Below are 26,065 nucleotides of genomic sequence, written 5' to 3' on the forward strand. Positions count from 1 at the left end.
AATGCATTAGAAGTAGTAGGAGAGACCTGCAACGGTGCTGAGCGATTCAGGCTTCACCTTCTCGCCCTTGTACTTGTATTCGCCTTCCGTGTAGCCGATGCCCGTATAGAGGCGCGTGCTCTTCGAGAGGTTGTACTGGTAGCCGAGACCTGCAAACCAGGCCGTGGCCTTCACCTTTTCGTCGAGCTCATCGGTCTCAGCCTTGAGCGCGCCGACGGAGGCGAGAACCTTGCCGCCCGCAAGCGGAGCGTCGAAGCCGACGATGCCGCTGTAGCCTTCGAGTTCATCGAAATTCTTTTCAGCGCCGCCAAAAAGCTTCGCTTCCATAGCGCTGCCGTTCCAGCCCTGCGTGCTGAGCGCGTTGGCGTTGCCGAAGCAGTGCGCAGCCGCATAGACCGTCATGAAGCCGAAGTTGTAGTTGCCGCCCAGGGTGACGCGCCACATGTCTTCCGGATTCTTCGCCTTGTGCTTGGTGCCTTCCTCCAGATCCTCAATCGTTCCTTCGTTCATGCCTTCGTAAAGGAGGACCGTGCTCAGGGCGCCGACCGTGTAGGTTGCGCCGATGCCCATGTAGCGGTCTGAACCGGCCTTGTTCTCATAGTCGTTCGAACCCATCGAATAGGCGGCAGTCACCTGGAAGCCCGCCAGATTGGGGCTGCGGTAGGTGAGCATGTTGTCGCGGCGGGAAGAATCGATCTTTGCAAGGACGATGCCCTGATTGCCGATATTGCCCATGCCCGTGCCGAAGGGGTTGATGCCGCCGAGGAGATTGAAGCTCCCGCCGTCAGTACCAAGGATCGCGGAGCGGCCGGCAGAAATCGTGCCGAAGGGGCCGACGAGCTGAAGGGTTGCCTCGCGGTCGAAAAGCGTATCGGCCGTGCTCAGCGCGCCGGTATCCGACTTGTAGCCGTTTTCGAGCACGAACTTCACCTGGTAGCCATTGCCGAGGTCTTCGCTGCCGCGCAGGCCGAAGCGGCTCGCCGTGCCGACGCCGGAATCGAGCGTGAATTTATCCGTCGCGTCGCCGACGCCCGGATCCGTATGTTCATAGACGAGGCCCGCGTCAATGCGGCCGTAGATCTGAACATCAGCGGCAGAGGCCTGAGAAGCCATGCCGAAAGTGAGGGCGGCAACCGCAGCAGCGAGAGCGATGTTGAGTTGTTTCATAGTTATATTTCCTGATTTAAGGAAGGGGTCCAGCCTCAAAGAGATGGACCCATGGGGAAAAGCGACCAGTCTTTCCGGCTGGTTATCGGAAGACCGATCCCTTTGGTGGGGTTTAAGAAGAAACGACTACATGAGGAAATAGAGAACGCCGATCGTGAGAATCATCACAATGGACGAGCGCTTGATGACATCGAGCGGTTCGGCGCCTGCCAGACCTGCAATCAGAATGACGCCGGCAGCAAGCGGCGATGAAACGCGGCCGAGCGTGGCTGAAATGCAGGCGAGGAAGCCAAGGTCCTTGATTTCCATTCCGAATTCAGCTGCATGTGGGGTTACAGCCTCATTGAAGGCAAAAGCTGCCGCATTGCCGGAACCCGTAATGACGCCCAGGAGATAGGGACCGAAGGAAGCACCAAGCTTCGCAATTTCACTCGAATTTTTAAGGTATTCGATAAACGCGGAAACAACGCCGCAGGACTGAAGGCCCGCACGAATCATGAGACCCACGATGGTCGGGCCGATGGCGGCGCAGAGTCCGGCGAGCGAACCGATGGCAAGCGACGCAATGCCCGTAACGATCATGCAGCAGGGCAGCAGCATGATGCCGAGCTTCTTCAGCGGCTTCGTGAGCAGCGAAACGAGGTGCAGATCGCACTTCGTCATCGTGATGCAGGCGGCAAAACCCATGGACGAGCAGATCGAGATGATGAGGGACGACGTCGTCATCGATTTGTCGAACTGCTTGAAGGCCGCCATCGGGTCAAGCGAAATGCAGCACATGGCAAGACCTGCCACGAGCAGAACAAGACGCGTTTCGATGCGCTTCACAAGTGCATAAAGTGCTGCAACCACAATGACGCAAGCGGCCAGAATGGAGAAAGACATTTTGAAGGTTGCTCCGAGAGGATTGGTCCTGAAAGAGATGCGCCTGAAGTTCTTTGAGGGGGTGACGTCACGGAGAAAAGGGAAACCCAAAAAGCACTGAAACGGTGCATCAAGCACCGAATGTATGCCTGCATCTAGGCACTTTGCTATACGTGAAAACCTGACGGCTTTGGGCACGAAATGCTGAATTCCACCACTCGCAAGAAAAGAATATTGATAATTCTAAAAAAATAAAATTTATATGTACGTAATTACACTTACTATCATTCAAACATCATGTCTGTGACATCTAATGTGCATATCGCTCACAATCAAAAAAGGACGCCTTGCGGCGTCCTTCTTTGAGTGTCTGAGGCTGAAAGAAGAATTACTTCATCGCGCCCGGCAGAAGCAGCGCACGAACATCAACCTTCTTTTCCATCATGCCGTTTTCAAGCAGGAAGGCCTGATCGGCTTCAAGGCTCTTCACATCGGCTTCGGTGAGCACGTCGTAGAACCCCGACCAGTCGTAGAGCTTCTCGGCATCGGCCATGCTTATCCCCTGCTCCTTCGCGCCCAAGGCAAGCGCCTCAGACTTATTGGCCTTGATCCAGGCGAGCGCGGCGCGGTTCGTGGCCACAACCTTTTCATAAGCTTCCGGATACTTCTCGGCGAAATCGCGGCGAACCGTCATGACGAGATTGGGGGATACATAGCCTTCGCACGTGGCAATCGTCTTCGCGCCCGCGGCATTGGCCTTGATGATGAGGCCGGCAGCGACGAGACCTGCATCAACCTGCCCCGAGACCACAGCAGTCATTGCCTTGCCCGGATCCATGTTGACGAAGTCGACATCCGTGATCTTCATGCCTTCCTTAACCAGCGCGGCAACGAGAAGCTGATGAAGGACCGTGCCCTTGGGGCCGGCGACCTTCTTTCCCTTCAGGTCTTTCACGGAATAGTTTGTGCCGGGCTTGCCGATGAGCGCAAAGATCTTCTGCGGATGAGCAACGCCCGAGGCAATCGCAATGGGGTTGCCCGCGCCAGCGGCCATCAGAACGCTTGCCGTATTCATCACGGCGGAGAAGTCGAGGTCGCCCGAAGCCATTGCCTGCCCCTGGACGGCGCCCGAATTGATGACGCGCCACTTGATCGAGACGCCATCGGCCTTGAAGGCATCCTCGAGCATGCCGCGCTCCTTCATGACGATGTTCTGAAGATTGAAGGGCGACTTCACATAGGTAATGGAGATGCTCTCGGGCATCGTCGCAGCGGAAAGCGCCGTGCTGAGCGTAATGGCGAGCGCGGCGATAAAGGACTTGAATTTCATGTTCGCGTTAAGTCAATAAGAATTTCTGAAGAGCGCACGAAAAAGCGGCGCCAATAGAGAACTGGAGCCGCCTTTCGTGCTGCCGCTTCTCAATGAGAATTGATCCCAATTCTAGATTCCTCACGCGCTACCGGCGCATCAGGATCGAGAGGATTCCCTCTTCAAGCCTCGCAACGCCCGGAGAGGAGAGCCGTCTCGGCCGCGGGAGATCAATCGCGAAAATTTCCGGCGCCCGGTCGGATTCAAGAATCACCGCAGAGTCGGCCATCCGGACGGCTTCTCTCACATCATGCGTGATCATGAGAACCGTCATGCGGCGGCGGGAAAAAACTTCGATGGATTCATCCTGAAGCTCCTCCCGGGTCAGCGCATCCAGCGCCCCGAAGGGTTCATCCATCAGGAGCACTTCCGGATCCGAAGCCAGGGCGCGTGCGAACCCGACGCGCTGCTGCTGGCCGCCCGAGAGTTCTCCGGGAAAGCTTTCCGCCCGATTGGAGAGGCCAACGAGCGAAAGCGCTTCAGAGACCCTGGGGTCATTGAGTGCCCGCTCCCCGCATTCCGGAAGGAGCGAGAGCGCGACATTTTCCCGGACCGTCTTCCAGGGGAGAAGGAGCGGCTCCTGGAAAACCATCGAGAGCCTCGGAGTGCTCTTCCCGCCCGTAAAGCGTATGTCTCCCTTCTCTTTTTCGATGAGCCTGGAGATCGCCCTGATGAGCGTTGTTTTCCCGCAGCCCGAACGCCCGAGAACGGCCGTGACTTTTCCTCCCGGAATGGAAACCGTAAGGTTCGAAACGGGAGGCTTCGCGAGTCCCGGGTAGCCGACGGTAAGGTTCCTGATTTCAATTCCGGGCAGCGCTGCAGAAGGCTCTCTAGCGGCATCAACCGTCCGGACGCCCTTCGGCGCTTCGGGCGGCAACGCTTCCAAAGACGTCGTCCCCTTGCGCGAGGCCGTCCAGGGTGCCGCCTGCTCTGCCGCAATCCGGAAAAGCTTGTCGCAGATAATGCCGAGAACGGCAATGGTCAGAATGCCCACCATCACGACGTCGGTGCGCGCGAGCGCCGAGGCATCTTCGATCAGATAGCCGAGGCCTGAAGCGGCGGCAATGAGCTCCGACCCGACGAGTGCTCTCCAGGCATAGCCGAAGCCGAGCCTCAGACCGGTGATGATCCCGGGAGAGGCGCCCGGAATCAGAATATGGCGCGCGGCATCCTTTTCCGAGAGCCCGAAGATCCGGGCGAGATCACGGTAGTCATTGCGGGCTTTGGAGAGCGCCGTAAGCGCCGAAAGATAGATGGGGAAAAAGCTCGCGAGGACGACGATGGCAAGCTTCGGGGCCTCATCAATCCCGAGCCAGAGAATCAGCAGCGGGACGAGGGAAAGGGGCGGAACGACCCTCAGCGCCTCGAGCGTGAGTGAAAGGAAATCAAAAAGGCGTTCGGATCTCGAAACAAGAAGTGCGAGCGCGAGGGCCATCGAAGCCGAAATCAGAAAGCCCGAAAAGACCCGCAGCATGGAGGTTGCCGCGTGATGGAAAAGCTCTCCTGAAGCCAGAAGCGAAACGAAGCGCTCTGCCACGGCGCCCGGCCCGGGAAGGAGCAGCGCCGGAACGCTCCCGGTTTCGGTAATCCCCCACCAGAAGAGAAGAAGCAGGACGGGAAGCGCAAAAGGAAGAAGCTTCTTGGTCATCAGCAAAGGAGGAAAAAACAACCGGGAGAAAATGCATGAACGGGCGCCGGCAGCTGACTTCCGGCGCCCGTTCACTATTCTGGGCTCAAATTTTCCTCAGCTCCAGTCATTAAGCGAGGAAGATCATGTCCATGATGAAGAAGGTGGGGAAAAGAATCAGCACCGACCAGGCCATGTAGCCGAAGAAGGACGGCATCTTGATGCCGCGTTCGTTGCAGATCGCCACCGTCATGAAGTTGGGCGCATTGCCGATGTAGGTGACCGCACCCATGAAGACCGAACCCATGGAAATGGCCATCAGCGTATGCGCATCCTCCGTCATGAGCACCGTCGGATCGCCGCCTGCCAAGTTGAAGAAGGCGAGGTACGTGGGAGCGTTGTCGAGGAACGCGGAGAGCATGCCCGTAAGCCAGAAGAAGACCGTGTTGTTGAAGGTCCCGTCGGCGTTCGTAACGAGCGCAACGAGGGACGCAAATGCGCCTTCATGGCCCGCGCGGAGCATCTCAAGCACCGGCACGATGCAGCAGAAGATGCCGAAGAAGAGCTTGCCGACTTCAAGAATCGGATCCCACGAGAAGTGGTTCGCCTCACGCGTTGCCTTCGAGGTGAGAAGGAGCGAAAGCGCGGCAATCACGATGAAGAGCCCGTCGCGGCAGAGGGATTCGAGCGCAAAGTGCACGCCCAGAATCGTGATCTCGACGCCCGACTTCCAGAAGCCCGACATCAGGACCGCACCGATGATGCAGGCGAGAAGCGGAATATTGACGAGGCCTTCGAGCGCAAACTTCGTCGTCGGGTCCTTCGGCTTGAAGCCGTCGGCGACATCCTTCCTGTACATGATCGTGTCGATCACGTGATGGATGGCGAGAAGAATCACGCAGCAGAGGAGCCAGGGAACGATGACGTGCTCAGTCGTCCAGAAGAAGGAAACGCCCTTCAGGAAGCCGAGGAAGAGCGGGGGATCCCCCAGCGGCGTGAGCGCCCCGCCCACATTGGCGACGAGGAAGATGAAGAAGATGAAGGTGCTGATCGAGCGCTTTCTTCCTTCATTGGCATGAATAAGCGGGCGGATAAGAAGCATAGCGGCGCCCGTCGTGCCCATGAAGTTCGCAAGCACGGCGCCGAGCGCAAGGAAGCACGTATTGACGATCGGGCGGCCGACGAAGGACCCCTTCACGTGAATGCCGCCCGCCACAATGAAGAGCGACCCCACAAAGATGATGAAGGGCACGTAGTCCGCGAGCAGCACATGGATGATGGAATTGATGCCCGTTGAAAAATCGATCAGAAGACAGAGCGGGACCGCGCAGCAAAGCGCCCAGAAGACGGCGACCTTGCCGAAATTCTGGTGCCAGAAATGCGGCAGAAAAAGCGGCATGAGCGCAATCGAAAGCAGAATGCCTGCAAACGGGATGGCCCAGCTGAGGCCTAAAGCGCTGCCGTCAAGGGATGCGGCACTCGCCGGCAGGGCGGCGGAAAGGAAAGCGAGCGCAGAAAGCGCACGGGCAGGGAAGAGAGATGTCACGAGGAACTCCCGGCTTTATGTTTTGTTTTTTGTGGCCGGCCTCCGGGAAAAACACCGTCATGAAAAGGCGTAAGGAAAGTGAAGGCCAGTCGAAGGGCATTGCCGCAATATGTAAAGCGCCTGAGCGTCCTCCCGACTGCAGCATATCCCGCGCCTAACCTTACACCGAAAACCGGGCGAAAGGCTTCCCTTTGCCCGGTTTATATGGTTGAAAGCCATCCGTCTAATGCTTTGGGACTATCTCTTTTGTTGGGGTTCGTCGAGCCTGAAAACCTGCCGGAGATATTTGAGATAGCTTTCGTCCTCGCACATGCCTTTTTCGGGCGAATCGGAAATCTTGGCGACGGGCTGCCCGTTGCACTCGATCATCTTGATGACGACGTTGAGCGCCTGCGGACCGCGGTCGTTCATGAGATTGGTGCCGATGCCGAAGCCTAAGCCCACGCGGCCGTTGAAGCGCCGCCAGAGCTCGAGAATGCGCGGCACCGTGAGGCCGTCGGAAAAGATGAGGCACTTGGTTCTCGGATCGCACTTGTTGGCCGCCCAGTGCTCGATCATGCGTTCGCCCCAGACGAAGGGATCGCCCGAATCGTGGCGGGCGCCGTCAAAGAGCTTGCAGAAATACATGTCGAAGTCTTCAAGGAACGGCTTCATGCCGTAAACATCTGAAAGCGCAATGCCGAGGTCGCCGCGGTACTCCTTCGCCCACTGCTCGAACCCGAACACCTGACTGTCGCGGAGCCGCGGCCCCAGCGCCTGACAGGCCTGAAGATATTCGTGCGCCATGGTGCCAAGGGGAGTCAGACCAAGCTCCTTGGCGAAAAGCACGTTCGACGTGCCCGAGAGTCTGCTCCCGAGACGGTCCTTGAGCGCCTCGACCACCTTCCGCTGCCAGGCGCGCGAGAAGCGCCGGCGCGTGCCGTAGTCTGAAATGCGAAGCCCCTCGGCATCGGGCTCATTGAGAAGAAGATGGATCTTCTCATTGAGCCGCCTCCAGCCTTCTGCTTCAGGAAGCCCGGGGAAGGTTCTGCGGAAGTAGACCTCATTCACGATGGCGAGCACCGGGATCTCAAAGAGAATGGTATGAAGCCACGGTCCCCGGACATGAATGTCGATTCCGCCGGGACGCGCGGGATCCGCCTTCACTTCAATGTATTTTCTCTTCAGGTGAAAGAGACTCAGAAATTCAATGAAGTCGGGCTTCATGAATCTGAGGCCGCCCAGATAGGCGAGCTCATCTTCGGTGAAGTAAAGGCCGCAGAGATAGTCGATCTCCGCATTGATTTCTTCCACAAAAGGCGCAAGGTCAATCCCCGGCGTTCGGCACTTGAATCTGTACTGCACTTCTGCAGACGGAAACTGGTGCAGTACGCACTGCTGCATCGTGAACTTGTAGAGATCCGTGTCGAGGAGCGACTCGATAATCATTGAGTAGCCTCCGTGGGCTTTCGTTGTCTGATCCTGACAGTTTAGCCTCTGCCTGCCGGCATACAGAAAAACCCAAATTTTTTTCGAAAGAAATAGAGGCCTCGGCGGCGACTTATCGGCCGCGCATCAAGCGCTTCAGAGGACGGCGACCGGAATCAGGACGACGTCGGGGGAGCGCATCCCGATCGGCTCCGGGAAAGGAAGGAGCGTTGAAAGGGACTTGCCTTCCTTCATCCTCGTCTCGAGCACCGCTTTGATGCCTTCACTCATGGCGCGCTTCACGTCCTCAAGGCTTTCGCCCATGAAGGAAAGCGACGGCGTATTGCAGGTGAGAATGAGCGCGTCGCTTCCCATGACGCGCAGCAGGTCGCAGGGATAAATGATTTCTGCGCCGCCCCTGGGTTCCACGAGCGCAAGACGCCAGTCATGGAAGCTCTCCGGCATCGGCACGCATTCGAGCGGCATCGGCTCGGGCTCCGTCTCTCCCGCTTCATGGAGGAGCTCGAGCCTTCTCGCCAGTACTTCTCCAAGTTCCGTGAGAAGCAATTCCGGCGTGCCGGCCTCGGCCTCCAGTTTTTCAAAATCAGGCGCAAACCCGCGCCAGAGACCATTTTCCGACGCCATTTCAATGAGGACGGGATACTTCATTTTTTTTGCTCTTCTTGTTCAATGACCGAAAAGCACGCTTTCCCCTTGAAGCGTGCCCGTTGAATACGTGGAAATTCTGAAGATCCCTGCGTCAGAAAACGGCTCAGGAAAAAAGATTCGGACCCGGTCCTTCCTCCGGGTCCGCATTTCTAATGCATCGTCAGAGAAGATCAACCGCCCTCAGCGCTCTGACGGCTTCCTTCCAGCGCTCCGTGCTTCTCAGAGCCTCAAGCCCGAGAGGCGTGCCTGAATCAGGCAATAGACCGGCAAGGCGTTCTGTGAATCGCTCGGGCCGCTCCCATTCAAGATCACGAAGGATCTCATCGGCTTCCTCAGGGTGATTGCAGTGAAGCACCATGTCGCATCCCGCCGAGAGCGCCCGTCGGGCCCGCGCCGCAACGGATTCAGAGCTTCCGGCTCCCTTCATGGAGAGATCGTCAGAAAAGACAAGTCCCGTGAATCCGATTGCATCGCGCAGAATCTCCTTGAGAAGCGTCTGCGAGAAGGTAGCTGTTTCGCCGTCGAACCCTTCATACGCGACATGCGCCGTCATGAGGGAAGTGAGTTCAGAAGCGAGCCCCCGATAAATATCGAGGTCCGCGAGCACCTTTTCGCGTTCGCGCTCGTCCGCAGGCAGCGCCACATGGCTGTCGGCTTCCGCCCAGCCGTGCCCCGGAAAGTGCTTGCCGCAGGAACCCATGCCGCCCTCGCGAAGGCCCGAAATGAGGCCGCGCGCGTTGCGCTCCACCTCTTCGGGCGTCTTGCCGAGCGACCGGTTCCCGATCACTTTCGAGCGCCCGTAATCAATATCCAGCACGGGCGTGAAGCTGAAGTCGACGCCGACGGCTCTGAGTTCCGACGCCAGAATAAAGCCCGCCTGCGCAAGAAGACCCGGCGCCCGGGAGCCGAATCGGATGAAGTCCCCCATGGGAGGAATCTCGGTAAAGCCCTCGCGAAAGCGCTGCACGCGCCCGCCCTCATGGTCAACCGTAATCAGAATGCCGGGACGAACCGCGTGAATCGCGCCCGTAAGCGCAAGAAGCTCCTCAGGCGTGGAATAGTTCCGCGTGAAGAGAATGACGGCACCCGTATGCGGATGCCTGAGGCGCTCAATCTCATGACGCGCGAGCGTCGTGCCCTCGATATCAACAACGACGGGCCCGAGCGAGCGCGCGCGTTCAAGCTTTTCAAGCGTGAGCATTCATTTACTCCGCGGCGATCTTGTCGAGGAGTTCGTTGTAGCGGCGCACGGTTTCGGCAAAGCCGAACTGAAGCGCCTCCGCCGTAAAGGCATGACCGATCGAGACTTCGAGCACATTGCCGCAGGCCTTGAGAAGCGGCTCAAGGTTCTCGAGCGACAAGTCATGACCGGCATTGACGCCGAGCCCCAGTTCATCGGCAAGCTTCGCGCAGTCGGCATAGGGCGTGACGATCGCGTCCGCAATCAGCGTATTCCAGGCATCCGCGTAAGCTTCGGTATAGAGCTCAATGCGGTCGGCGCCGACTTCCTTCGCCCAGCGCGTGTACTCCGGTTCCGGATCCATGAAGAGGCTCACGCGGCAGCCGTAGGATTTGGCTTCCTCGATAACGGGCACAAGCTTTGCACGCACATCAGGATCAGAAAAATCAAAGCCGTGATCCGACGTTTTCTGCCCCACGGCATCCGGCACGAACGTTGCCTGATGCGGACGGATTTCGCGAAGCAGCGGCATCAGATTTTCGAAAGGATTCCCTTCAATATTGAATTCCCGCCCCGGGTATTCCTTCACGAGATCGCTCAAGGGCTTCAGGTCGCTTACGCGGATATGGCGTTCATCAGGACGCGGATGGACGGTAAGTCCCGCTGCGCCTGCTTCGAGCGCAATGCGGCCGAAAAAGACCGGATCGGGCCAGTTGCCTTCACGGGAATTGCGGATAAGCGCGACCTTGTTCAGATTGACGGAAAGCTGAGTGCGGACCATAAGCGCGGAACTCCAGAGCAAATTAAAGCCGAATGGCCTCCCTCAGAAGCTTTTCGGCAGAGATAGTGCGTTCGAGCATAACACGCGCATTGATGCCGGGAAGTATCCGTCTGTTTCCCGGGGAAGCATGGGAGCCAGAGACGACGCCTTAAAGGCGCTTTAGTTCAGCGAGCACGCGCCGCGTCTTCAGGGGGCGGCCATCCAGTCTCAGTTCGATCGCCTCACGGTAAATTTCCCGGGCGGCGCGAAGCGCCTCAGGACGCTCGAGACGCCCTTCGAGCACATCGAGAACATCTCTTCTCTCCCATGTGCGAATCTCGTTTCCGAAGGAACCGGAAACGCCGGCGAGATCTCCCGTCGAGCGAAGCGTGAATCTTGGAGCATCCCCGCCCTCGGAAATCAGCACCTGCCAGCCGCAGATGCGAAGCAGATCCGCCTCGAAGCGCCTCAGCCCCCGCTGCTGAGCGGCAGGGTCGGAGTGCGTCAGCGCTTCAATCACGCGCACATAGGCCGGAAAAAGGCCGGGATGGATGTCCTCGCGTTCGGTGAGCCGCATGAGGAGTTCGTTCACGTAAAAGCCTGAAAGAAGCGCTTCGCCTCTGAGGGGCGGAAGAATGCCGAGCCACTCCGCCCGCGTGAGAACCTTGGCTTCCTTGCGTCCCGTCCAGGAAAGCTTCAGCGGAACAAAGGGCATCAGCATTCCCCTCAGCGTGGATCCCGGGCGCTTCGCTCCCCTTGCAATGAGAAGGAGCCGCCCGAAGCGGGCCGTAAAAACGTCGAGCACAAGGCTCGATTCGCTCCAGGGATAAGTGTGAAGAATGAATGAGGGCTGCGAGGCGGGACGCCCCTGTTTTTTGGCCGGCAGACGGTCGCTTTCGGCTTCAATTTCCGAGAGGATTTCGAGCGCGGCTCGCTCGTTGCCGATGATGCGCGCGATGCTTCCCTCATCGTCGCGGCTCTTTTCCCGAAGCTTAAGCGCAGACGCCGGAGAGGAAGCTCCTCCGGGAAGCTTCATTTCCGGCGTCGGATTTTCTGCTGCTAAACGTTCCGTCACGAGAGATCCGGGAGGATGAAGAGAGATCAGTCGTAGCCGAGCGTCTTCAGAGCCTTGACGTCGTCGGACCAGCCGCGGCGCACGCGCACCCAGACTTCAAGGTGCACGGGGCAGCCGAGCTGTTCAGCAATGTCCGCGCGTGCAAGACGCGAAATTTCACGGAGCTTCGCTCCCTTTTCGCCGATCACGATCGGCTTGTGGCTCTCGCGATCCACAATGAGCGTAGCGACGATGTCCGCATGACGTTCGCCATTTTCCTCCGTTTCCTTCCAGCGGTCGATCGTGACCGCCGTGCCGTAGGGAAGCTCGTCGCCCAACAGCCTGAAAGCCTTCTCGCGAATCGTTTCGGCCGCAATGAAGCGCGGGGACTTGTCCGTATAGAGCTCGGGGTCAAAGTACGGAATGCTCTCCGGAAGAAGCTTCTCGATTTCCTTGAGAAGATCATCGAGCTGACGGTGCTTCTCTGCCGATACCGGCACGATGGAAGCGAAGGGGAAGCGCCGCATGGAATCTGCCATGAGCGGAAGCATCGCGTTTCTATCCTTCGCAAGATCCGTCTTGCTGATGGCGAGAATGACGTTCGAAGCGTCCTTCGGAATGAGCGAAAGCACCTCGAGGTCGGCAGGCCGCCAGCCGGAAGACTCAATCAGGAGCACGATCGCATCCACTTCGCCCAGCGTCGAGCGAACGGAGCGGTTCATGCGGCGCGTAAGCTGAGTCTTCACTTTCGTCTGGAAGCCCGGCGTATCAACGAAGATGAACTGCGCCATCTCGGTCGTCAGCACCCCGAGCACGCGATTGCGGGTGGTCTGCGGCTTCTTCGAGGTGATCGAAACCTTTTCGCCCACGAGCGCGTTGATCAGGGTCGACTTGCCCACATTCGGGCGCCCCACCACCGCCACATAGCCGCAGCGAAAGCCTTCGGGAACCTTCACGGAATTGAGCGCGCCCGCACGGGCAAGCATCGCTTCAAAGTCGTTCTCTGACGCCGGAGCGGGCTCCTGCGTTTCAGGAACTTCCTGCGGGTTCTTCATCTCTTTAGTCATTTCGAGCGCTCCTTCACGAGGGCTAGTGCCGTCTCGGCGGCTGCCTGCTCGGCAGCACGGCGGCTCGCTGCCTTTCCGGTTGTAACGATATTGAGGGAATGGATGCGGCACTCGCATTCGAACGAACGCTCATGGGCCGCGCCCGTCGTATTGACGATGGCATATTCAGGACGCGGAAGATGCTCGCCCTGCAGAAGTTCCTGCAGGCGCGTCTTCGGGTCCTTGCTCATCTTTTCCGGCGTGAGCGCCGTGAGAATCGGCTCGTAGAGATGGAGAATCACGCGCTGAGCAGTCTCAAAGCCTGCCTCGCGGAACACCGCGCCGAAAATCGCCTCCATGGCGTCGGCGAGAATGGACGGACGGTGAGCGCCGCCCGTCTTGATTTCGCCTTCTCCCATGAAGAGAAATGACGAAATATCAATGCGCGTGGCGATTTCAAAGAGCGTTCCCTCGCAGACGAGATTGGCGCGTACCCGCGAGAGCTCGCCCTCATTGAAATGCTTGTCGCGCAGAAAAAGCGCGTAGCCGATAACGCAGTTGAGAACCGAGTCGCCTAAGAATTCAAGGCGCTCGTTGTGCTCCTGCGCGAAGCTGCGGTGCGTTACCGCGCGCCGCAGAAGCTTTTTATCGGTGAATTCATACCCGATGCGCTCTTCGAGCTCTGTAAGCGGAAGCATGTTTTTTTAGTCTTTCTATTAATGCCTGGAGGTCTGATTCGTTGAGAGCAGTCAGCGGAAGCTGCCGATGCGGGTCATGTCGCCGAAATTAGCCCAGATGAACACAGCCCGGCCGACCAGGTTTTCGTCAGGCACGAAGCCCCAGTAGCGGCTGTCCTCGCTGTTGTCGCGGTTGTCGCCCATGACGAAGTATTTCCCGTCGGGAACCGTGCAGACGAAGCCGCGGTTGTTGTAGTCGCAAGTCTCTTCCTTTCTCATCACGGCATGCATGGGCACCCAGCTCGGACGACGGTGGTCGAGCGCCATGAGGTGCGAGACGCCCGAGAGATCCTCGTCGCGCTCGTCAAGCGTCACCATCGTTGATTCGTCCACGAAGTCGCGCGGATCGCTCTGCTTTTGCTCGACGCCGTTGATGTAGACGACCTTGTCGCGATATTCCACGCGGTCGCCCGGCACGCCCACGACGCGCTTGATGAAGTCGACGTTCTCGTCCATCGGATAGCGGAAGACGACGACATCGCCGCGCTGCGGCGAGCCGAGGTCGATCACCTTCAGGTTGGAAACCGGAAGACGAATGCCGTAGTCAAATTTATTGACGAGGATGAAGTCGCCGATGTGAAGCGTCGGGAGCATCGATCCCGAAGGAATGCGAAACGGCTCAAAGAGGAAGCTTCTCAAGAGGAAGACCACCAGAATCACCGGGAAAAGCCCGGCAGTGTATTCAAGCCACCAGGGCTGGCGAATCGCCCTCGCGCGAATCGCGCGGTATTCGTCGGCAACGGATGCCTCGCCTCGGCGCAGCGCCTCCCGGTTGGCCGCTTCAAACTCCTTCGCAAGCGCCTCAGCCTTCCTCACGCGCTCGGGATAAAACTTCACGCGTTCGAGAATCCAGAAGATTCCCGTGAAGATCGAGAGAAGAAATAGGATCAGAGCAAAATTCATCTGAGTTCTCGAAAAATTACTTTTCTTCCGTCTGGAGAATCGCGAGGAAGGCTTCCTGCGGGATCTCCACGCTGCCTACCTGCTTCATGCGCTTCTTGCCGGCCTTCTGCTTTTCAAGGAGCTTGCGCTTGCGGGTGATGTCGCCGCCGTAGCACTTCGCGAGCACGTTCTTTCTGAGCGCCTTCACATTCTCGCGGGCAATGATGTTGGCCCCGATGGCCGCCTGAATGGAGACTTCATACATCTGGCGAGGAATGAGAGACCTCAGGCGCTGCACGAGCTCGCGTCCGCGGGGAACCGCATTGGAGCGATGCATGATCGCCGAGAGCGGATCCACCTTGTCGCCGTTGATGAGAATGTCGACGCGAACAACGTCCGCCGCACGGTACTCCTTGAACTCATAGTCCATCGAAGCATAGCCGCGCGTCAGGGACTTCATGCGGTCGAAAAAGTCAAGAACAATTTCCGCAAGCGGAAGATCATAGGTAAGGTGCACCTGACGGCCGTGGTAGGCAAGGTTCGTCTGAATGCCGCGCTTTTCCTGGCAAAGCTTCATGACCGCACCCACGAACTCGTTGGGCACGAAGATCGTGACCGAATCGATGGGCTCGCGGATTTCCTCGATCTTGTCGACGGGCGGGAGCTTTGAAGGATTTTCAACCTGAATCACTTCGCCGTCGGTAAGAAGCACCTCATAGACGACGGAAGGCGCCGTCGTGATGAGGTCCATGTTGTATTCGCGCTCGAGACGCTCCTGGACGATATCCATGTGAAGGAGCCCCAGGAACCCTGCGCGGAAGCCGAAGCCGAGCGCCTGAGAGCTCTCGGGCTCAAAGCGCAGCGCCGCGTCGTTCAGCTGCAGCTTCGTGAGCGCGTCGCGAAGCGCATCGTACTGATTCGATTCCACCGGGAAGAGACCCGCGAAGACCTGGGGCTTCACGGCCTTGAAGCCCGGAAGCGGCGTTTCGGCAGGCTTCTGAGCGAGGGTAACCGTATCGCCCACGCGCGCGTGCTTGAGTTCCTTGATGCCGGCAATCACGAAGCCCACTTCGCCCGCGGAGAGCGAATCACGAAGCTTGCTCTTCGGGGTAAAGACGCCCACCTGTTCGACAAGGTGCGTTGCGCCCGTCGCCATCAGCTGAATCTTGTCCTTCGGCCGGATCGTGCCGTTCACGACGCGAACGAGCATCACGACGCCCACGTAGTTGTCGAACCAGGAGTCGATGATGAGGGCCTGGAGCGGCGCCTCAGGGTCGCCCTTGGGCGCGGGAACGTCGCGCACGACGCGCTCGAGAATCTCGTCGACGCCCAGACCCGTCTTCGCAGAACAGGGAATCGCATCCGTCGCATCAATGCCGATCACGTCCTCGATTTCCTCGGCGGCGGCAATCGGATCGGCGCTCGCGAGGTCCATCTTGTTGAGAACCGGAATCACGGAAACGCCGAGATCGATCGCGGTGTAGCAGTTGGCTACCGTCTGCGCCTCAACGCCCTGCGTCGCATCAACGACGAGAAGCGCGCCTTCGCACGCAGAGAGCGAGCGGCTCACTTCGTAGGAAAAGTCAACGTGCCCCGGGGTGTCGATGAGGTTGAGCTCATAGACCTTGCCGTCCTTCGCCTTGTAGCGAAGCGCAGCCGTCTGGGCCTTGATCGTGATGCCGCGCTCCTTCTCGAGATCCATGCTGTCGAGCACCTGCTCGCTCATTTCACGGTCGGAGAGGCCGCCGCAGCGCTGAATCAGGCGGTCGGCAAGCGTTGACTTGCCATGGTCGATATGGGCGATGATCGAAAAGTTGCGAATGTTCTGCATCGTCAGGGAAATGGTGTTCAGCCGGGGGCGGGATCGCGTCTTCGTCTCAAGCGAAGGGATCCGGAAACATAGAGAGGGAGAATTCAGAAACGCTCTGAGCCCGCGCTACCTCTGGACAGGAGCGGCAGGAAAAATCCCCGGAATCCGGGATTTTACAGCAGAAGCGCAGCCTTCTCTCGCGCCGCTAGAGAAAAAGGACGTCGCTCCTCTGGAGATGACGTCCTTTCATTGCTGGATAGGCTAAAGCGAAGAAATCAAGCTTCGTAGCGCTTATAAATCACCGTCGAATTCGTCCCGCCGAAACCGAAGGAATTCTTCATCGCAGCGCGGATCGTCATCTTTCTCGCCTGATTGGCGCAGAAGTCGATTCCTTCGCACTCCGGATCAACCTTGTCGAGGTTGATGGTCGGGGGCGAAACCTGTTCGGCAACCGCCATGACGGAGAAGACGGACTCAATGCCGCCTGCGCCGCCGAGGAGATGCCCGGTCATCGACTTGGTGGAGTTGACGACCAGCTTCTTTGCATGATCGCCGAAAACCTCGCGGATCGCCTTCACTTCGTTGGCGTCGCCCACAGATGTGGAGGTGCCGTGCGCATTGAGATAGTCGATGTCTTCGGGATTCATGCCGGCATGACGAAGCGCCATGCGCATGCAGCGAACCGGACCGTCGGTAGCCGGCGTCGTGATGTGGTGCGCGTCGCCCGAGAGACCGTAGCCCACAACTTCGGCATAAATCTTTGCGCCGCGAGCCTTGGCGTGCTCGAGCTCCTCGAGAACGAGAACGCCGGAACCCTCGCCCATCACGAAGCCGTCGCGATCAACGTCAAAGGGGCGGGAGGCCTTCTCAGGCTCATCGTTGCGGCGCGAGAGCGCATGCATGGCATCAAAGCCGCCGATGCCCAGCTTGCAGACCGTCGCCTCAGCGCCGCCCGCAATCATCACGTCCGCATCTCCGCGGGCGATGATGTACATCGCCTCGCCGATGGCGTGAAGGCCCGTCGAGCAGGCCGTGACGTGCGCAATGTTGGGGCCCTTCAGGCCCTTCATGATGGCAAGCTGACCCGAGACCATGTTGATGATGCAGCCCGGGATCATGAAGGGAGAAATGCGGCGGGGGCCGCGGCTCACCATCGCGTCGTTGTTGGCGCAGATGGAGGGAAGACCGCCGATGCCCGCACCGATTGCAACGCCCGTCATCGGAGCGTTTTCCTCGGTGATCTCAAGGCCGGAGTCCTCAAGCGCCATCAGGCCGGCGGCAACGCCGAAATGCACGAAGCGGTCGAAGCGGCGGACTTCCTTGACGCCAAGATACTTCGCGGCGTCGAAATCCTTCACCTCGCCTGCAATCTGGCAGCCGAATTCAGAAGGATCAAAGGCGGTGATGCGGCCGATGCCGCTCTTGCCCTCAAGCGCATTCTTCCAGCTTGTCGCGAGATCCGCGCCAAGGGGGGAGACCATGCCGAGGCCGGTCACGACTACGCGGCGATTCATCATTTCCAAAAACTCCTTGCTTCCCGCCCTGAGCATCCAGAAGCTCCGACGGATGGATTAGCAGAAACTCGGGATATCCCTGTCCCCGCAAACAAAGCGGGACCCGTTACCGAGTCCCGCTGATGCCTGACCTTCCTATGAGGATGATTCCGAAGTCCGAAATTCCTCTTTCAAGAAGCGCACAGGCCGGCTCTCCCTAGAGAGAATGCCGATTACTTATTGACGGCAGCCTTGACGAAGTCAACAGCCTGCTGAACCGTGCGGAGGTTTTCCTGCTCGGTGTCAGGGATTTCAATGCCGAAAGCGTCCTCGAGAGCGAGGGACATTTCAACGGTGGTCAGGCTGTCGGCGCCGAGGTCTTCGATGAAGGAGGATTCGTTCTTGATGTCCTCTTCCTTGATGCCAAGCTGTTCGGCGATGATCTTCTTGACCTTCTGTTCGATTTCGTCCATTTTTAATTTCACTCCGTAGGGGTTGATTTCACTTTGGGAAAACCCCGTGCTTATGGAGCAGGCAGGGTTGAAAAAAAGTTTATCCGATGATTTTAGCAAAAGCGTATCTGCGGTGCTTTTGAAAATCAGCCCATAAACATGCCGCCGTTCACATGGAGCGTAACGCCCGTCAGATAGGCGCCCGCAGGCGATGCAAGGTAGAGGCAGGCATTGGCGATGTCATCCGTTTGACCGAGGCGGCCGAGGGCAATCTGCTTGAGGAGCGCTTCACGATGATCCTCAGGAAGATCCTTGGTCATATCGGTATCAATGAAGCCGGGGGCAACGCAGTTGACCGTCACGCCGCGGGAGCCGATTTCGCGCGCCAGGGCTTTGGTCATGCCCATGAGGCCGGCCTTGGCTGCCGCATAGTTGACCTGACCGGCATTGCCCATGGCTCCGACAACGGATCCCATGGAGATAATGCGGCCGGAGCGCTGCTTCATCATCGGACGAACGCAGGCGCGCGCAAGCCGGAAGGCTGCCGTCAGATCCGTTTCAATCACGTCTTCCCAGGCGTCGTCCTTCATGCGAAGAACGAGGTCATCCTTCGTAATGCCGGCATTATTGACGAGAATGTCGATTCTGCCCTTCTCCTTCACGATGTCGGTCACTGCCTTCTGAGAAGCCGCCGCATCGCAGACATTAAGCACAATGCCCTTGCCCGATCCGCCGAGCGCTTCTGCGCGCTCTGTAATCTTCTGCGCGCCCGCTTCCGAGGTCGCCGTTCCGACAACGTAGGCGCCTGCCTTCATGAAGGCTTCCATCACCGCAGCGCCGATGCCGCGGGAAGCACCCGTCACAAGCGCCACCTGGCCGGCGAGAGCATCGGCCGCGAAAATCATCTTTTCCATGTTCGTTCCTTGAGTTTTTCCTGAATTCGGTTCTTATTGCGCGGCTTTAAGCTTCTCGAGCGAGGCGGCGAGCGTCGCCGCATCCGAAATGCCGTAGATGCGGATTTCGGGGGCAATGCGGCGAATCAGACCCTGAAGGACCTTCCCCGGACCGCATTCAACGATATCCGTGACGCCGTCGGCCGCCATCTTCTGAATGGTTTTGACCCACTGAACAGGAGAGGAAACCTGCTCGGCAAGCACCGTGCGAATCTCTGCCGGATCCATGTGCGCCGTCACATCCACGTTGGCGACCACCGGAATGCCGGGCACCGAAAGCTCAACCTCGGCGAGTCGGGCGGCAAGCTTCTCGCCCGCAGGCTTGAGCATGCTCGAATGGAAGGGGCCCGAAACGGCAAGCTCAATTGCGCGGCGGCAGCCCTTAGCCTTCACGAGTTCAATTGCCTTCGCGAGGGCTTTCTTTTCGCCCGCGATGACGACCTGACCGGGGGAATTGAAATTGACGGCTTCAACGGGTCCCGTTTTAGAAGCTTCTCTGCAGCATTCCAGAACATCCTCGTCCGAGAGGCCGATCACGGCGCACATGCCGCCAACGCCCACCGGAACGGCGCTCTGCATGGCTTGCGCACGGAAGCGCACGAGCTTCACAGCCTCTTCGAAACCGAAAACACCGGAGGCAGTGAGCGCAGAATATTCGCCGAGCGAGTGGCCAGCCATCACCTCAGGCTTCATGCCGCCCGCGGCGAGCCATGCTTCATAGAACGCAACGCTTGCCGTCAGCAATGCGGGCTGCGTGTTGACGGTGAGGCCAAGTTCTTCAGCCGGGCCTTCAGCAATCAGTTTCGAAATTGGGAATCCAAGCGCCGCATCCGCGCGACGCACATAGTCCTCAACAACCGCGTTGCCGGAAAAGCCATTCAGCATGCCGACAGACTGACTGCCCTGGCCGGGGAAGACAAAAGCTAGACGCATAGTCCAGGCTCCTAGAAATGATTGAAAAAACTATCAGACGTTTGCACGCCACTTGAGGATTGCCGATCCCCAGGCCATGCCGGCGCCAACCGCCTGCAGAAGCACCAGATCGCCCTCCTTCACGCGGTTTGCCTTCACGGCAGCATCGAGCGCGAGCGGAACGCTTGCAGCGGACGTATTGCCGTGCTCGCTCACGGTCTTCACCATCGCCTCATCCGGGATTCCGAGCTTCTTCGCGACCATCGTCATAATGCGCAGATTCGCCTGATGGGGAACAAAAAGCTTCACTTCCGAGGGAGAGACGCCAGCAAGACGCGCCACCTCTTCTGCCGATCCGGTGAGACCGTCGACAGCCAGCTTGAAGACCTGCCGGCCATCCATGTTGATGAAGGGCGAGCCGGCAATTTTTCCATTGCTCAGGCAGGCGGTGAGACCCAGCACCTTTTCATCGTAGCGGCCGTCAGCATACATGCGGGCGGCGAGAATCCCCGGCGCATCGCTCGCTTCGAGAGCGACTGCACCTGCTCCATCGCCAAACAACACGCAGGTGGATCGATCGTTGAAGTCGATCACGCGCGACATTGTTTCAGAGCCAACAACCAGCGCACGACGATAGGGACCTGCCCGCAGCATGGCATCTGCGGCATTAAGTGCATAAATGAAGCCGGCACATACGGCCTGAACATCGAATGCTGCGCATCCGGTGCATCCGAGCATCGACTGCACATGCGCAGCCGTTGACGGGAAAACCATATCGGGAGTGGTGGTTGCAACCACGATGAGGTCGATTGAATCGGGCTCGAAACGAGCACGCTCCATCGCCTCTTTTGCTGCTGCGGCAGCTAGCTCAGTCGTTGTTTCGCCTAAGGTGGGATCGGCAAATCGCCGGGCTTCAATGCCCGTGCGCGTGCGGATCCATTCGTCATTGGTTTCCACCCCAATCGAAGCGAGGCGGGTCGCAAGCTCGGCATTGGAAATCCGAGTCTTAGGAAGTGCAGAGCCTGTAGCGGCAATGCGGGAATACATGCTCATGTGGCAGCCGTATCGGTAATTACCTGAATCCTCAGATATTACACGTACGGATTTCCATGGGAACGGTGCGGTCATCGCCCTCACGGCGTAGCGTCTACTTGGTATTTCCGCCCAACCGGCATAAAAAAAGGGACCCCGTCCGGGATCCCTCTTTTTTCGCTTTTCTGCGCCCTCGTAATTCTTGGCCTTCGAATCACGCGTCAGCTTCCAAGCCTCTTGCGTCGAGCACAATCACCGTGGGGTGCGCGCGGCATCTTCGCGCGAGGCTTTAAATGGGCTGAACGATCAGGACGCAGCCTCAGCCAGGATTATTCGTCCTGCTTCGTCGCGATGACCTTCTTGCCGCGATAGAAGCCGGTCGGGCTGATGTGATGACGACGATGGACTTCACCGGTCGTCGCTTCGACAGCCGTCGGAGGATTCTTCAAGAAGTCATGAGCACGGCGATTGCCGCGACGGGCGACCGATTTCTTATTCTGCTGAACAGCCATGGCTAACCCCACGTAGGTTTAAGCGAGTGTCGAAAAAATTTGCTTCCGTGACCAGGCACTCGTTCCAGAACACGGAATTCCATGATTGCACTGCAGGTTCCCTTCCGGGCACATGCAGCAAGCGGCGGATTTTATCAAATCTCCAGAAAAATCTCACCCGGAGATCAGATATTTTTAGTCCGAAGCCTTACAGGAAAAAAGGGGAAGCCTGTCGACTTCCCCTTCTCTAAAAATCTGGAGCGGGAGACGAGTCTCGAACTCGCGACCTCAACCTTGGCAAGGTTGCGCTCTACCAACTGAGCTACTCCCGCAACGCATTGAACGGTTGACCCATACTGAGAAAGGTTTGGAGCGGGAGACGAGTCTCGAACTCGCGACCTCAACCTTGGCAAGGTTGCGCTCTACCAACTGAGCTACTCCCGCAACGCGTTCAGCGAAGAATGCGTATTGTACGCGAAAAAACGACTTTGTCAAGAGGTCGATGGAAAAATATCTATCGAGCTGCTGAGGATAGAGAAACATCCGACATGGGAACCCATGGATTCCTTGATCGATCGGATTTTCTGCAGAGTTCGTCGGTAATCGAAGCGAACGTCTGTCGGCATTCACGCTTCTGGCGTCTTTGATCAAGAATCTCGACGGCTTTCTGTCCTGAAGTCAGGCACTGGGCATCAAATCACCCGAAAACTCCTTTGGGTAGGATTTTGAGGTCCGAATCCAGACATAAAAAATCCCACCTAAATTCCCACCCAAAAATCTTGCGCTTGGGGTGGAATTGGCGGGTTTCTATGAAATGCCTTGAGGATGCCTCAGACAAAATATCAAGAAAAATCAATTCATTGAGATTTCATGAGCAGAGTTCAAACTGTCTCATGGTGCCGGAGACGGGAATCGAACCCGTACGCCCTAAAGCGGGCGGCGGATTTTAAGTCCGCTACGTCTACCAATTTCGTCACTCCGGCAATTCCCTGGGCCTATAAAAAAAGGGGAACTTCCGTTCCCCTCTCTTTATGTCTGGAGCGGGAGACGAGTCTCGAACTCGCGACCTCAACCTTGGCAAGGTTGCGCTCTACCAACTGAGCTACTCCCGCAGGAATTCTGTGCCTGGAGGCGCGAGGCGGAATCGAACCGCCGTAAACGGATTTGCAATCCGGTGCATGGCCACTTTGCTATCGCGCCGTCCTAGTCTCAATGGAGCGGGAGACGAGTCTCGAACTCGCGACCTCAACCTTGGCAAGGTTGCGCTCTACCAACTGAGCTACTCCCGCATTGAGAAGAGAGATTTTACTGATTCCACAAAATATGTCAAGTCCCTTGCGCTCAAACATTGGAGATCAGAAATAGCGCCTGCTCGAGGCGCAAAAAAAGGGACCATCCGAAGACAGTCCCTTGCATTTTTTACTTCATCGAGGAAGCTCCATCAGGAATGCTTCCTCTCACGAGTCATGGCATTAGAAAACCATGCAGGCGACGAAGCCGAGGCACACCGAGAAGACGATGGCGAGAAGGCCCGGAATGAAGAAGGCGTGGTTGAACACGTACTTGCCGATGCGGGTCGTACCGGTGTCGTCCATCTGGACCGCGCCGAGGAGGGTCGGGTAGGTCGGGAGCACGAAGAGGGCGGACACGGCAGCGAACGAAGCCACGAGCATGTAGGAGTCGCCAGGATTGGCGGCGCTGATGCCGAGGGCGGCAACGATGGCCGGGGTGATGGCCTTCGCGGTAGCAGCCTGCGAGTAGAGGAGCATGGCGGCGAAGAAGAACACGACGGCAAGCAGAGCCGGGTAGGCAACGACAGCGTCAGCAGCGAACGACTTGATTTCGTTCACGTGGCCGGACACGAACGTGTCGCCGAGCCAGGCAACGCCGAGCACGCAGACGCAGGCAACCATACCGGACTTGAAGACGGAGGTCGAAGCGACATTGCCGAGCTCAACCTTGCAGAAGATCGTCGTCAGGGTGGCGACCGTCAGCATGAGGCTCATGATGGCAGCGTCACGCGGAACGATAACGTTCTTGATGAGGCCGACAGCAGGCGAAATCGCGGAGGCGTAGAGAACAACGCAGACAACGCCGAGGAGGAAGATCAGAACGGAGCGCTTGGCATAGGGCTTGAGCTCCATCTTGGCAGCGCCGGACGAGGCCTTGACGAGACCCTTGGCGAGACGTTCCTTGTAGACCGGATCGGAGTCGAGATCCATGTTCTGGATCTTCGTCATCACGAAGGCGGTGAGCATGCAGCCGACGAAGGTCGTCAGGAGCCAAATGCCGAGCAGAGCCGGGTAGGACCAGCCGAACGGTTCAAGAACGCCGGACATGTAGATCACAGCGGCGGAAACCGGGGAAGCCGTAATAGCGATCTGCGAGGCAACGACGGCGATCGAAAGCGGGCAGCAGGGACGAATCTTCTGTTCCTTGGCAACTTCAACGATAACCGGGATCATCGAGAAGGCGGTGTGGCCCGTACCGGCGAAAATCGTCAGAACGTAGGTCACGACAGGAGCAAGATAGTTGATCTGCTTCGGATTCGAACGAAGGATGCGTTCAGCAATCTGAACGAGATAGTCAAGGCCGCCGGCGAGCTGCATGCAGGAAATAGCAGCGATCACCGAGGCGATGATGAGGATCACGTCCCAGGGAATATTGCCCGGCTTCATGCCGAGAAGAAGACCAAGGACGAGCACGCCGAGACCGCCAGCGTAGCCAATACCGATGCCGCCGAGACGGACACCGAGGAAGATCGCGCCGAGCAGGACAACGATCTGAAGAATAAGCATGAAATCCATAATGCCTCCAGGCATGTTGAGATCTCCTCCTCCCGATTTGCTTTTGCCCAGTATGGGAATGCTCTAAAGCCAATCAGGCGAGGGCGGTGCTCGCTCTGGTAACTGACCCTGCCTGCCGTTCTTCCGGACGCCTGCGGCATGAAAATTTCTTTTCATGCCCCAGGTGTTTGATTAGCGGCTGCAGTTCGGGAAATCAGACGACCCCGCTTTGGTGGTTGATCGCAGAGCCTCTCTTCGAGAGAGGCTCTGTCGGTCTGCTCTTCCCGGATCTATTTAATTCGTCCGGGTCAGAGCGTCACGAGTTCGAATTACTGTTCGAACTTCGGGTTGATGAGGTTGTCGTACGTGAAGACCTTGTCCCACTCTTCCTGGGTCAGCATCTTCTTTTCTTCGACGACGAGCTCGTGCAGCGACTTGCCGGTGAGGAAGCCTTCGCGGGCAACAGCAGCGCAGGGCTTGTAGCCGAAGTGCGGCTTCAGAACCGTAACGATGCCGAGGGAGCCCATGACGAGGTCTTCGCAGTGCTTGGCGTTGACGACGATGCCGTCGACGCACTTCTCACGCAGCGCGATGCAGGCGTTCGTGAGAACCTTCATCTGCATGTAGAGCGCGAAGGAGATGACCGGTTCCATCACGTTCAGTTCAAGCTGGCCGGCGGAAGCGGCGAGCATGACGGACGTGTCGAGACCGATAGCGAGGAACGAAGCCTGGTTCGTGACTTCCGGGATAACCGGATTGACCTTGCCCGGCATGATCGAGCTGCCCGGCTGAAGCTGCGGCAGAACGAGTTCGGAGAGGCCGGTGCGCGGGCCGGAAGCAAGGAGACGGAGGTCGTTGCAGACCTTCGTGAGCTTGACGGCGAGGCTCTTGCAGGCGGACGAGAGGCCAACGTAGGCGCCGCAGTCGGAGGTGGCGGCGATCAGATCGTCGCTGTTGACGAAGTCGATGCCGGTAATCTCAGCGAGGTGCTTGACGGCGAGGGCCGGATAATCCGGGTGAGCCGTAACGGTCGTGCCGATGGCGGTGGCGCCGAGGTTGACAACCTTCAGGTGAGCCTGGGCTTCCTTGATGACCTTGATTTCATCAGCAATCGTCGTGCCCCAGCCGTGGAATTCCTGGCCGAAGGACATCGGGACGGCGTCCTGCAGGTGGGTGCGGCCCATCTTCAGAACGTTCTTGTTCTTTTCAGCCTGAGCGTAGAAGCTGCCGACGAGCTCTTCAACGGCCTTCAGGAGGACGTTCGAACGAAGGAGCAGCGAGAGGTGCAGAGCGGTCGGATAGGTGTCGTTCGTCGACTGGCCGAAGTTGGCATGGTCGTTCGGGGAAACCTTCTTGTCGCCCTTGGCGAGGCCGAGGTGTTCGCAGGCGAGGTTGGAGATAACCTCGTTGCAGTTCATGTTCGTGGACGTGCCGGCACCACCCTGGAGCCAGTCGGTAACGAACTGATCGTTGTACTTGCCGGCGATGAGCTGGTCGCAGGCCCAGATAAGGGCGTCGGCAACATCGGCCGGGATCGTGCCGAGTTCCTTGTTCGCCATGGCGGCAGCCTTCTTGACATAACCGAAGGCCTGAGCGAAGAACGGTTCCTGGCTCATCGGCATTTCGGTGATGTGGAAGTTCTGCTTGCCGCGCATCGTCTGCACGCCATAGTAATCCTCATCAGGAATCTCGAGAGAACCAAGGAAATCGCTTTCAATACGGGACATTTATTGCTCCTCAAATATGTCCGATGCGGTTTTTCAGCCATTGTGAAATACGCTGTTAATTACCGCATTTGCAGTTGACTCACTCTCAGCAGCCAGTCATC

At 58.1% G+C, this 26,065-nt stretch carries 22 protein-coding genes and 6 tRNA genes; all 28 read right to left on the bottom strand.

The genetic code is table 11. The features are described 5' to 3' along the window. Positions 1–6: 6 nt before the first annotated feature. The 28 genes from FG381_RS05265 to FG381_RS05400 all read right to left on the bottom strand — a co-directional run bounded on the left by FG381_RS05265 (position 7) and on the right by FG381_RS05400 (position 25,964). Positions 7–1,167, bottom strand: a complete 1,161-nt coding sequence (locus tag FG381_RS05265; protein ID WP_139687861.1) for a porin — start codon at positions 1,165–1,167, stop codon at positions 7–9. 126 nt (positions 1,168–1,293) lie between these two features. Then, positions 1,294–2,052: a C4-dicarboxylate transporter DcuC gene (dcuC, locus tag FG381_RS05270; protein ID WP_139687862.1), complete on the bottom strand. Its 759-nt coding sequence runs from the start codon at positions 2,050–2,052 to the stop codon at positions 1,294–1,296. Positions 2,053–2,419: 367 nt separating this feature from the next. Beyond that, positions 2,420–3,361, bottom strand: coding sequence for an ABC transporter substrate-binding protein (locus FG381_RS05275; protein ID WP_139687863.1), 942 nt, complete (start codon positions 3,359–3,361; stop codon positions 2,420–2,422). A 127-nt stretch (positions 3,362–3,488) separates the two neighbouring features. Then, positions 3,489–5,048, bottom strand: a complete 1,560-nt coding sequence (locus FG381_RS05280; protein ID WP_139687864.1) for an ATP-binding cassette domain-containing protein — start codon at positions 5,046–5,048, stop codon at positions 3,489–3,491. Between the two features lie 109 nt (positions 5,049–5,157). Next, a complete protein-coding gene (locus tag FG381_RS05285) occupies positions 5,158–6,573 on the bottom strand; it encodes a sodium:proton antiporter (RefSeq protein WP_139687865.1) in 1,416 nt (471 codons plus the stop codon). A gap of 237 nt (positions 6,574–6,810) precedes the next feature. Then, complete coding sequence (gene pncB, locus FG381_RS05290; protein ID WP_139687866.1) at positions 6,811–8,001, bottom strand: nicotinate phosphoribosyltransferase; 1,191 nt, start codon at positions 7,999–8,001, stop codon at positions 6,811–6,813. A 135-nt stretch (positions 8,002–8,136) separates the two neighbouring features. Beyond that, complete coding sequence (locus FG381_RS05295; protein WP_139687867.1) at positions 8,137–8,649, bottom strand: type II toxin-antitoxin system HicB family antitoxin; 513 nt, start codon at positions 8,647–8,649, stop codon at positions 8,137–8,139. Between the two features lie 160 nt (positions 8,650–8,809). Further along, positions 8,810–9,850 carry a beta-N-acetylhexosaminidase gene (gene nagZ / locus FG381_RS05300; RefSeq protein WP_139687868.1) on the bottom strand — a complete coding sequence of 347 codons (1,041 nt, stop codon included), beginning with the start codon at positions 9,848–9,850 and terminating at the stop codon, positions 8,810–8,812. A gap of 4 nt (positions 9,851–9,854) precedes the next feature. Then, positions 9,855–10,610, bottom strand: a complete 756-nt coding sequence (locus FG381_RS05305) for a pyridoxine 5'-phosphate synthase (protein ID WP_139687869.1) — start codon at positions 10,608–10,610, stop codon at positions 9,855–9,857. 148 nt (positions 10,611–10,758) lie between these two features. After that, on the bottom strand, positions 10,759–11,664 hold the full coding sequence (recO, locus tag FG381_RS05310; RefSeq protein ID WP_139687870.1) for a DNA repair protein RecO: 906 nt from the start codon (positions 11,662–11,664) through the stop codon (positions 10,759–10,761). Between the two features lie 26 nt (positions 11,665–11,690). After that, positions 11,691–12,710, bottom strand: coding sequence for a GTPase Era (gene era / locus FG381_RS05315; protein WP_139687871.1), 1,020 nt, complete (start codon positions 12,708–12,710; stop codon positions 11,691–11,693). After that, on the bottom strand, positions 12,707–13,387 hold the full coding sequence (gene rnc, locus FG381_RS05320; RefSeq protein ID WP_139687872.1) for a ribonuclease III: 681 nt from the start codon (positions 13,385–13,387) through the stop codon (positions 12,707–12,709). Before rnc ends, era begins: the two co-directional genes overlap by 4 nt. 51 nt (positions 13,388–13,438) lie before the next feature. Next, positions 13,439–14,329 carry a signal peptidase I gene (lepB, locus tag FG381_RS05325; RefSeq protein WP_139687873.1) on the bottom strand — a complete coding sequence of 297 codons (891 nt, stop codon included), beginning with the start codon at positions 14,327–14,329 and terminating at the stop codon, positions 13,439–13,441. A 16-nt stretch (positions 14,330–14,345) separates the two neighbouring features. Then, positions 14,346–16,139 carry a translation elongation factor 4 gene (gene lepA, locus FG381_RS05330; RefSeq protein ID WP_139687874.1) on the bottom strand — a complete coding sequence of 598 codons (1,794 nt, stop codon included), beginning with the start codon at positions 16,137–16,139 and terminating at the stop codon, positions 14,346–14,348. A gap of 254 nt (positions 16,140–16,393) precedes the next feature. Next, positions 16,394–17,635: a beta-ketoacyl-ACP synthase II gene (gene fabF, locus FG381_RS05335; RefSeq protein ID WP_139687875.1), complete on the bottom strand. Its 1,242-nt coding sequence runs from the start codon at positions 17,633–17,635 to the stop codon at positions 16,394–16,396. A gap of 209 nt (positions 17,636–17,844) precedes the next feature. Then, entirely contained in the window at positions 17,845–18,084 is a 240-nt protein-coding gene (acpP, locus tag FG381_RS05340) for an acyl carrier protein (RefSeq protein WP_139687876.1), read from the bottom strand. A 125-nt stretch (positions 18,085–18,209) separates the two neighbouring features. After that, complete coding sequence (fabG, locus tag FG381_RS05345) at positions 18,210–18,977, bottom strand: 3-oxoacyl-ACP reductase FabG (protein ID WP_139687877.1); 768 nt, start codon at positions 18,975–18,977, stop codon at positions 18,210–18,212. Positions 18,978–19,010: 33 nt separating this feature from the next. Continuing rightward, a complete protein-coding gene (gene fabD / locus FG381_RS05350) occupies positions 19,011–19,949 on the bottom strand; it encodes an ACP S-malonyltransferase (RefSeq protein WP_139687878.1) in 939 nt (312 codons plus the stop codon). Positions 19,950–19,982: 33 nt separating this feature from the next. Continuing rightward, complete coding sequence (locus tag FG381_RS05355; protein ID WP_139687879.1) at positions 19,983–20,981, bottom strand: beta-ketoacyl-ACP synthase III; 999 nt, start codon at positions 20,979–20,981, stop codon at positions 19,983–19,985. A gap of 308 nt (positions 20,982–21,289) precedes the next feature. After that, entirely contained in the window at positions 21,290–21,472 is a 183-nt protein-coding gene (gene rpmF, locus FG381_RS05360; RefSeq protein ID WP_005430449.1) for a 50S ribosomal protein L32, read from the bottom strand. 235 nt (positions 21,473–21,707) lie between these two features. After that, positions 21,708–21,783 (bottom strand) — tRNA-Gly (locus FG381_RS05365). 36 nt (positions 21,784–21,819) lie between these two features. Beyond that, positions 21,820–21,895, bottom strand: a tRNA-Gly gene (locus tag FG381_RS05370). A gap of 450 nt (positions 21,896–22,345) precedes the next feature. Continuing rightward, positions 22,346–22,434, bottom strand: a tRNA-Leu gene (locus FG381_RS05375). A gap of 53 nt (positions 22,435–22,487) precedes the next feature. Further along, positions 22,488–22,563, bottom strand: a tRNA-Gly gene (locus tag FG381_RS05380). Positions 22,564–22,577: 14 nt separating this feature from the next. Continuing rightward, positions 22,578–22,651, bottom strand: a tRNA-Cys gene (locus FG381_RS05385). 13 nt (positions 22,652–22,664) lie between these two features. Further along, positions 22,665–22,740, bottom strand: a tRNA-Gly gene (locus FG381_RS05390). Positions 22,741–22,923: 183 nt separating this feature from the next. Further along, a complete protein-coding gene (locus FG381_RS05395; RefSeq protein ID WP_139687880.1) occupies positions 22,924–24,258 on the bottom strand; it encodes an anaerobic C4-dicarboxylate transporter in 1,335 nt (444 codons plus the stop codon). A 308-nt stretch (positions 24,259–24,566) separates the two neighbouring features. Beyond that, positions 24,567–25,964 carry an aspartate ammonia-lyase gene (locus tag FG381_RS05400; protein ID WP_139687881.1) on the bottom strand — a complete coding sequence of 466 codons (1,398 nt, stop codon included), beginning with the start codon at positions 25,962–25,964 and terminating at the stop codon, positions 24,567–24,569. Positions 25,965–26,065 lie beyond the last annotated feature (101 nt).

Source organism: Sutterella faecalis (assembly GCF_006337085.1).
Lineage (GTDB): Bacteria > Pseudomonadota > Gammaproteobacteria > Burkholderiales > Burkholderiaceae_F > Sutterella > Sutterella faecalis.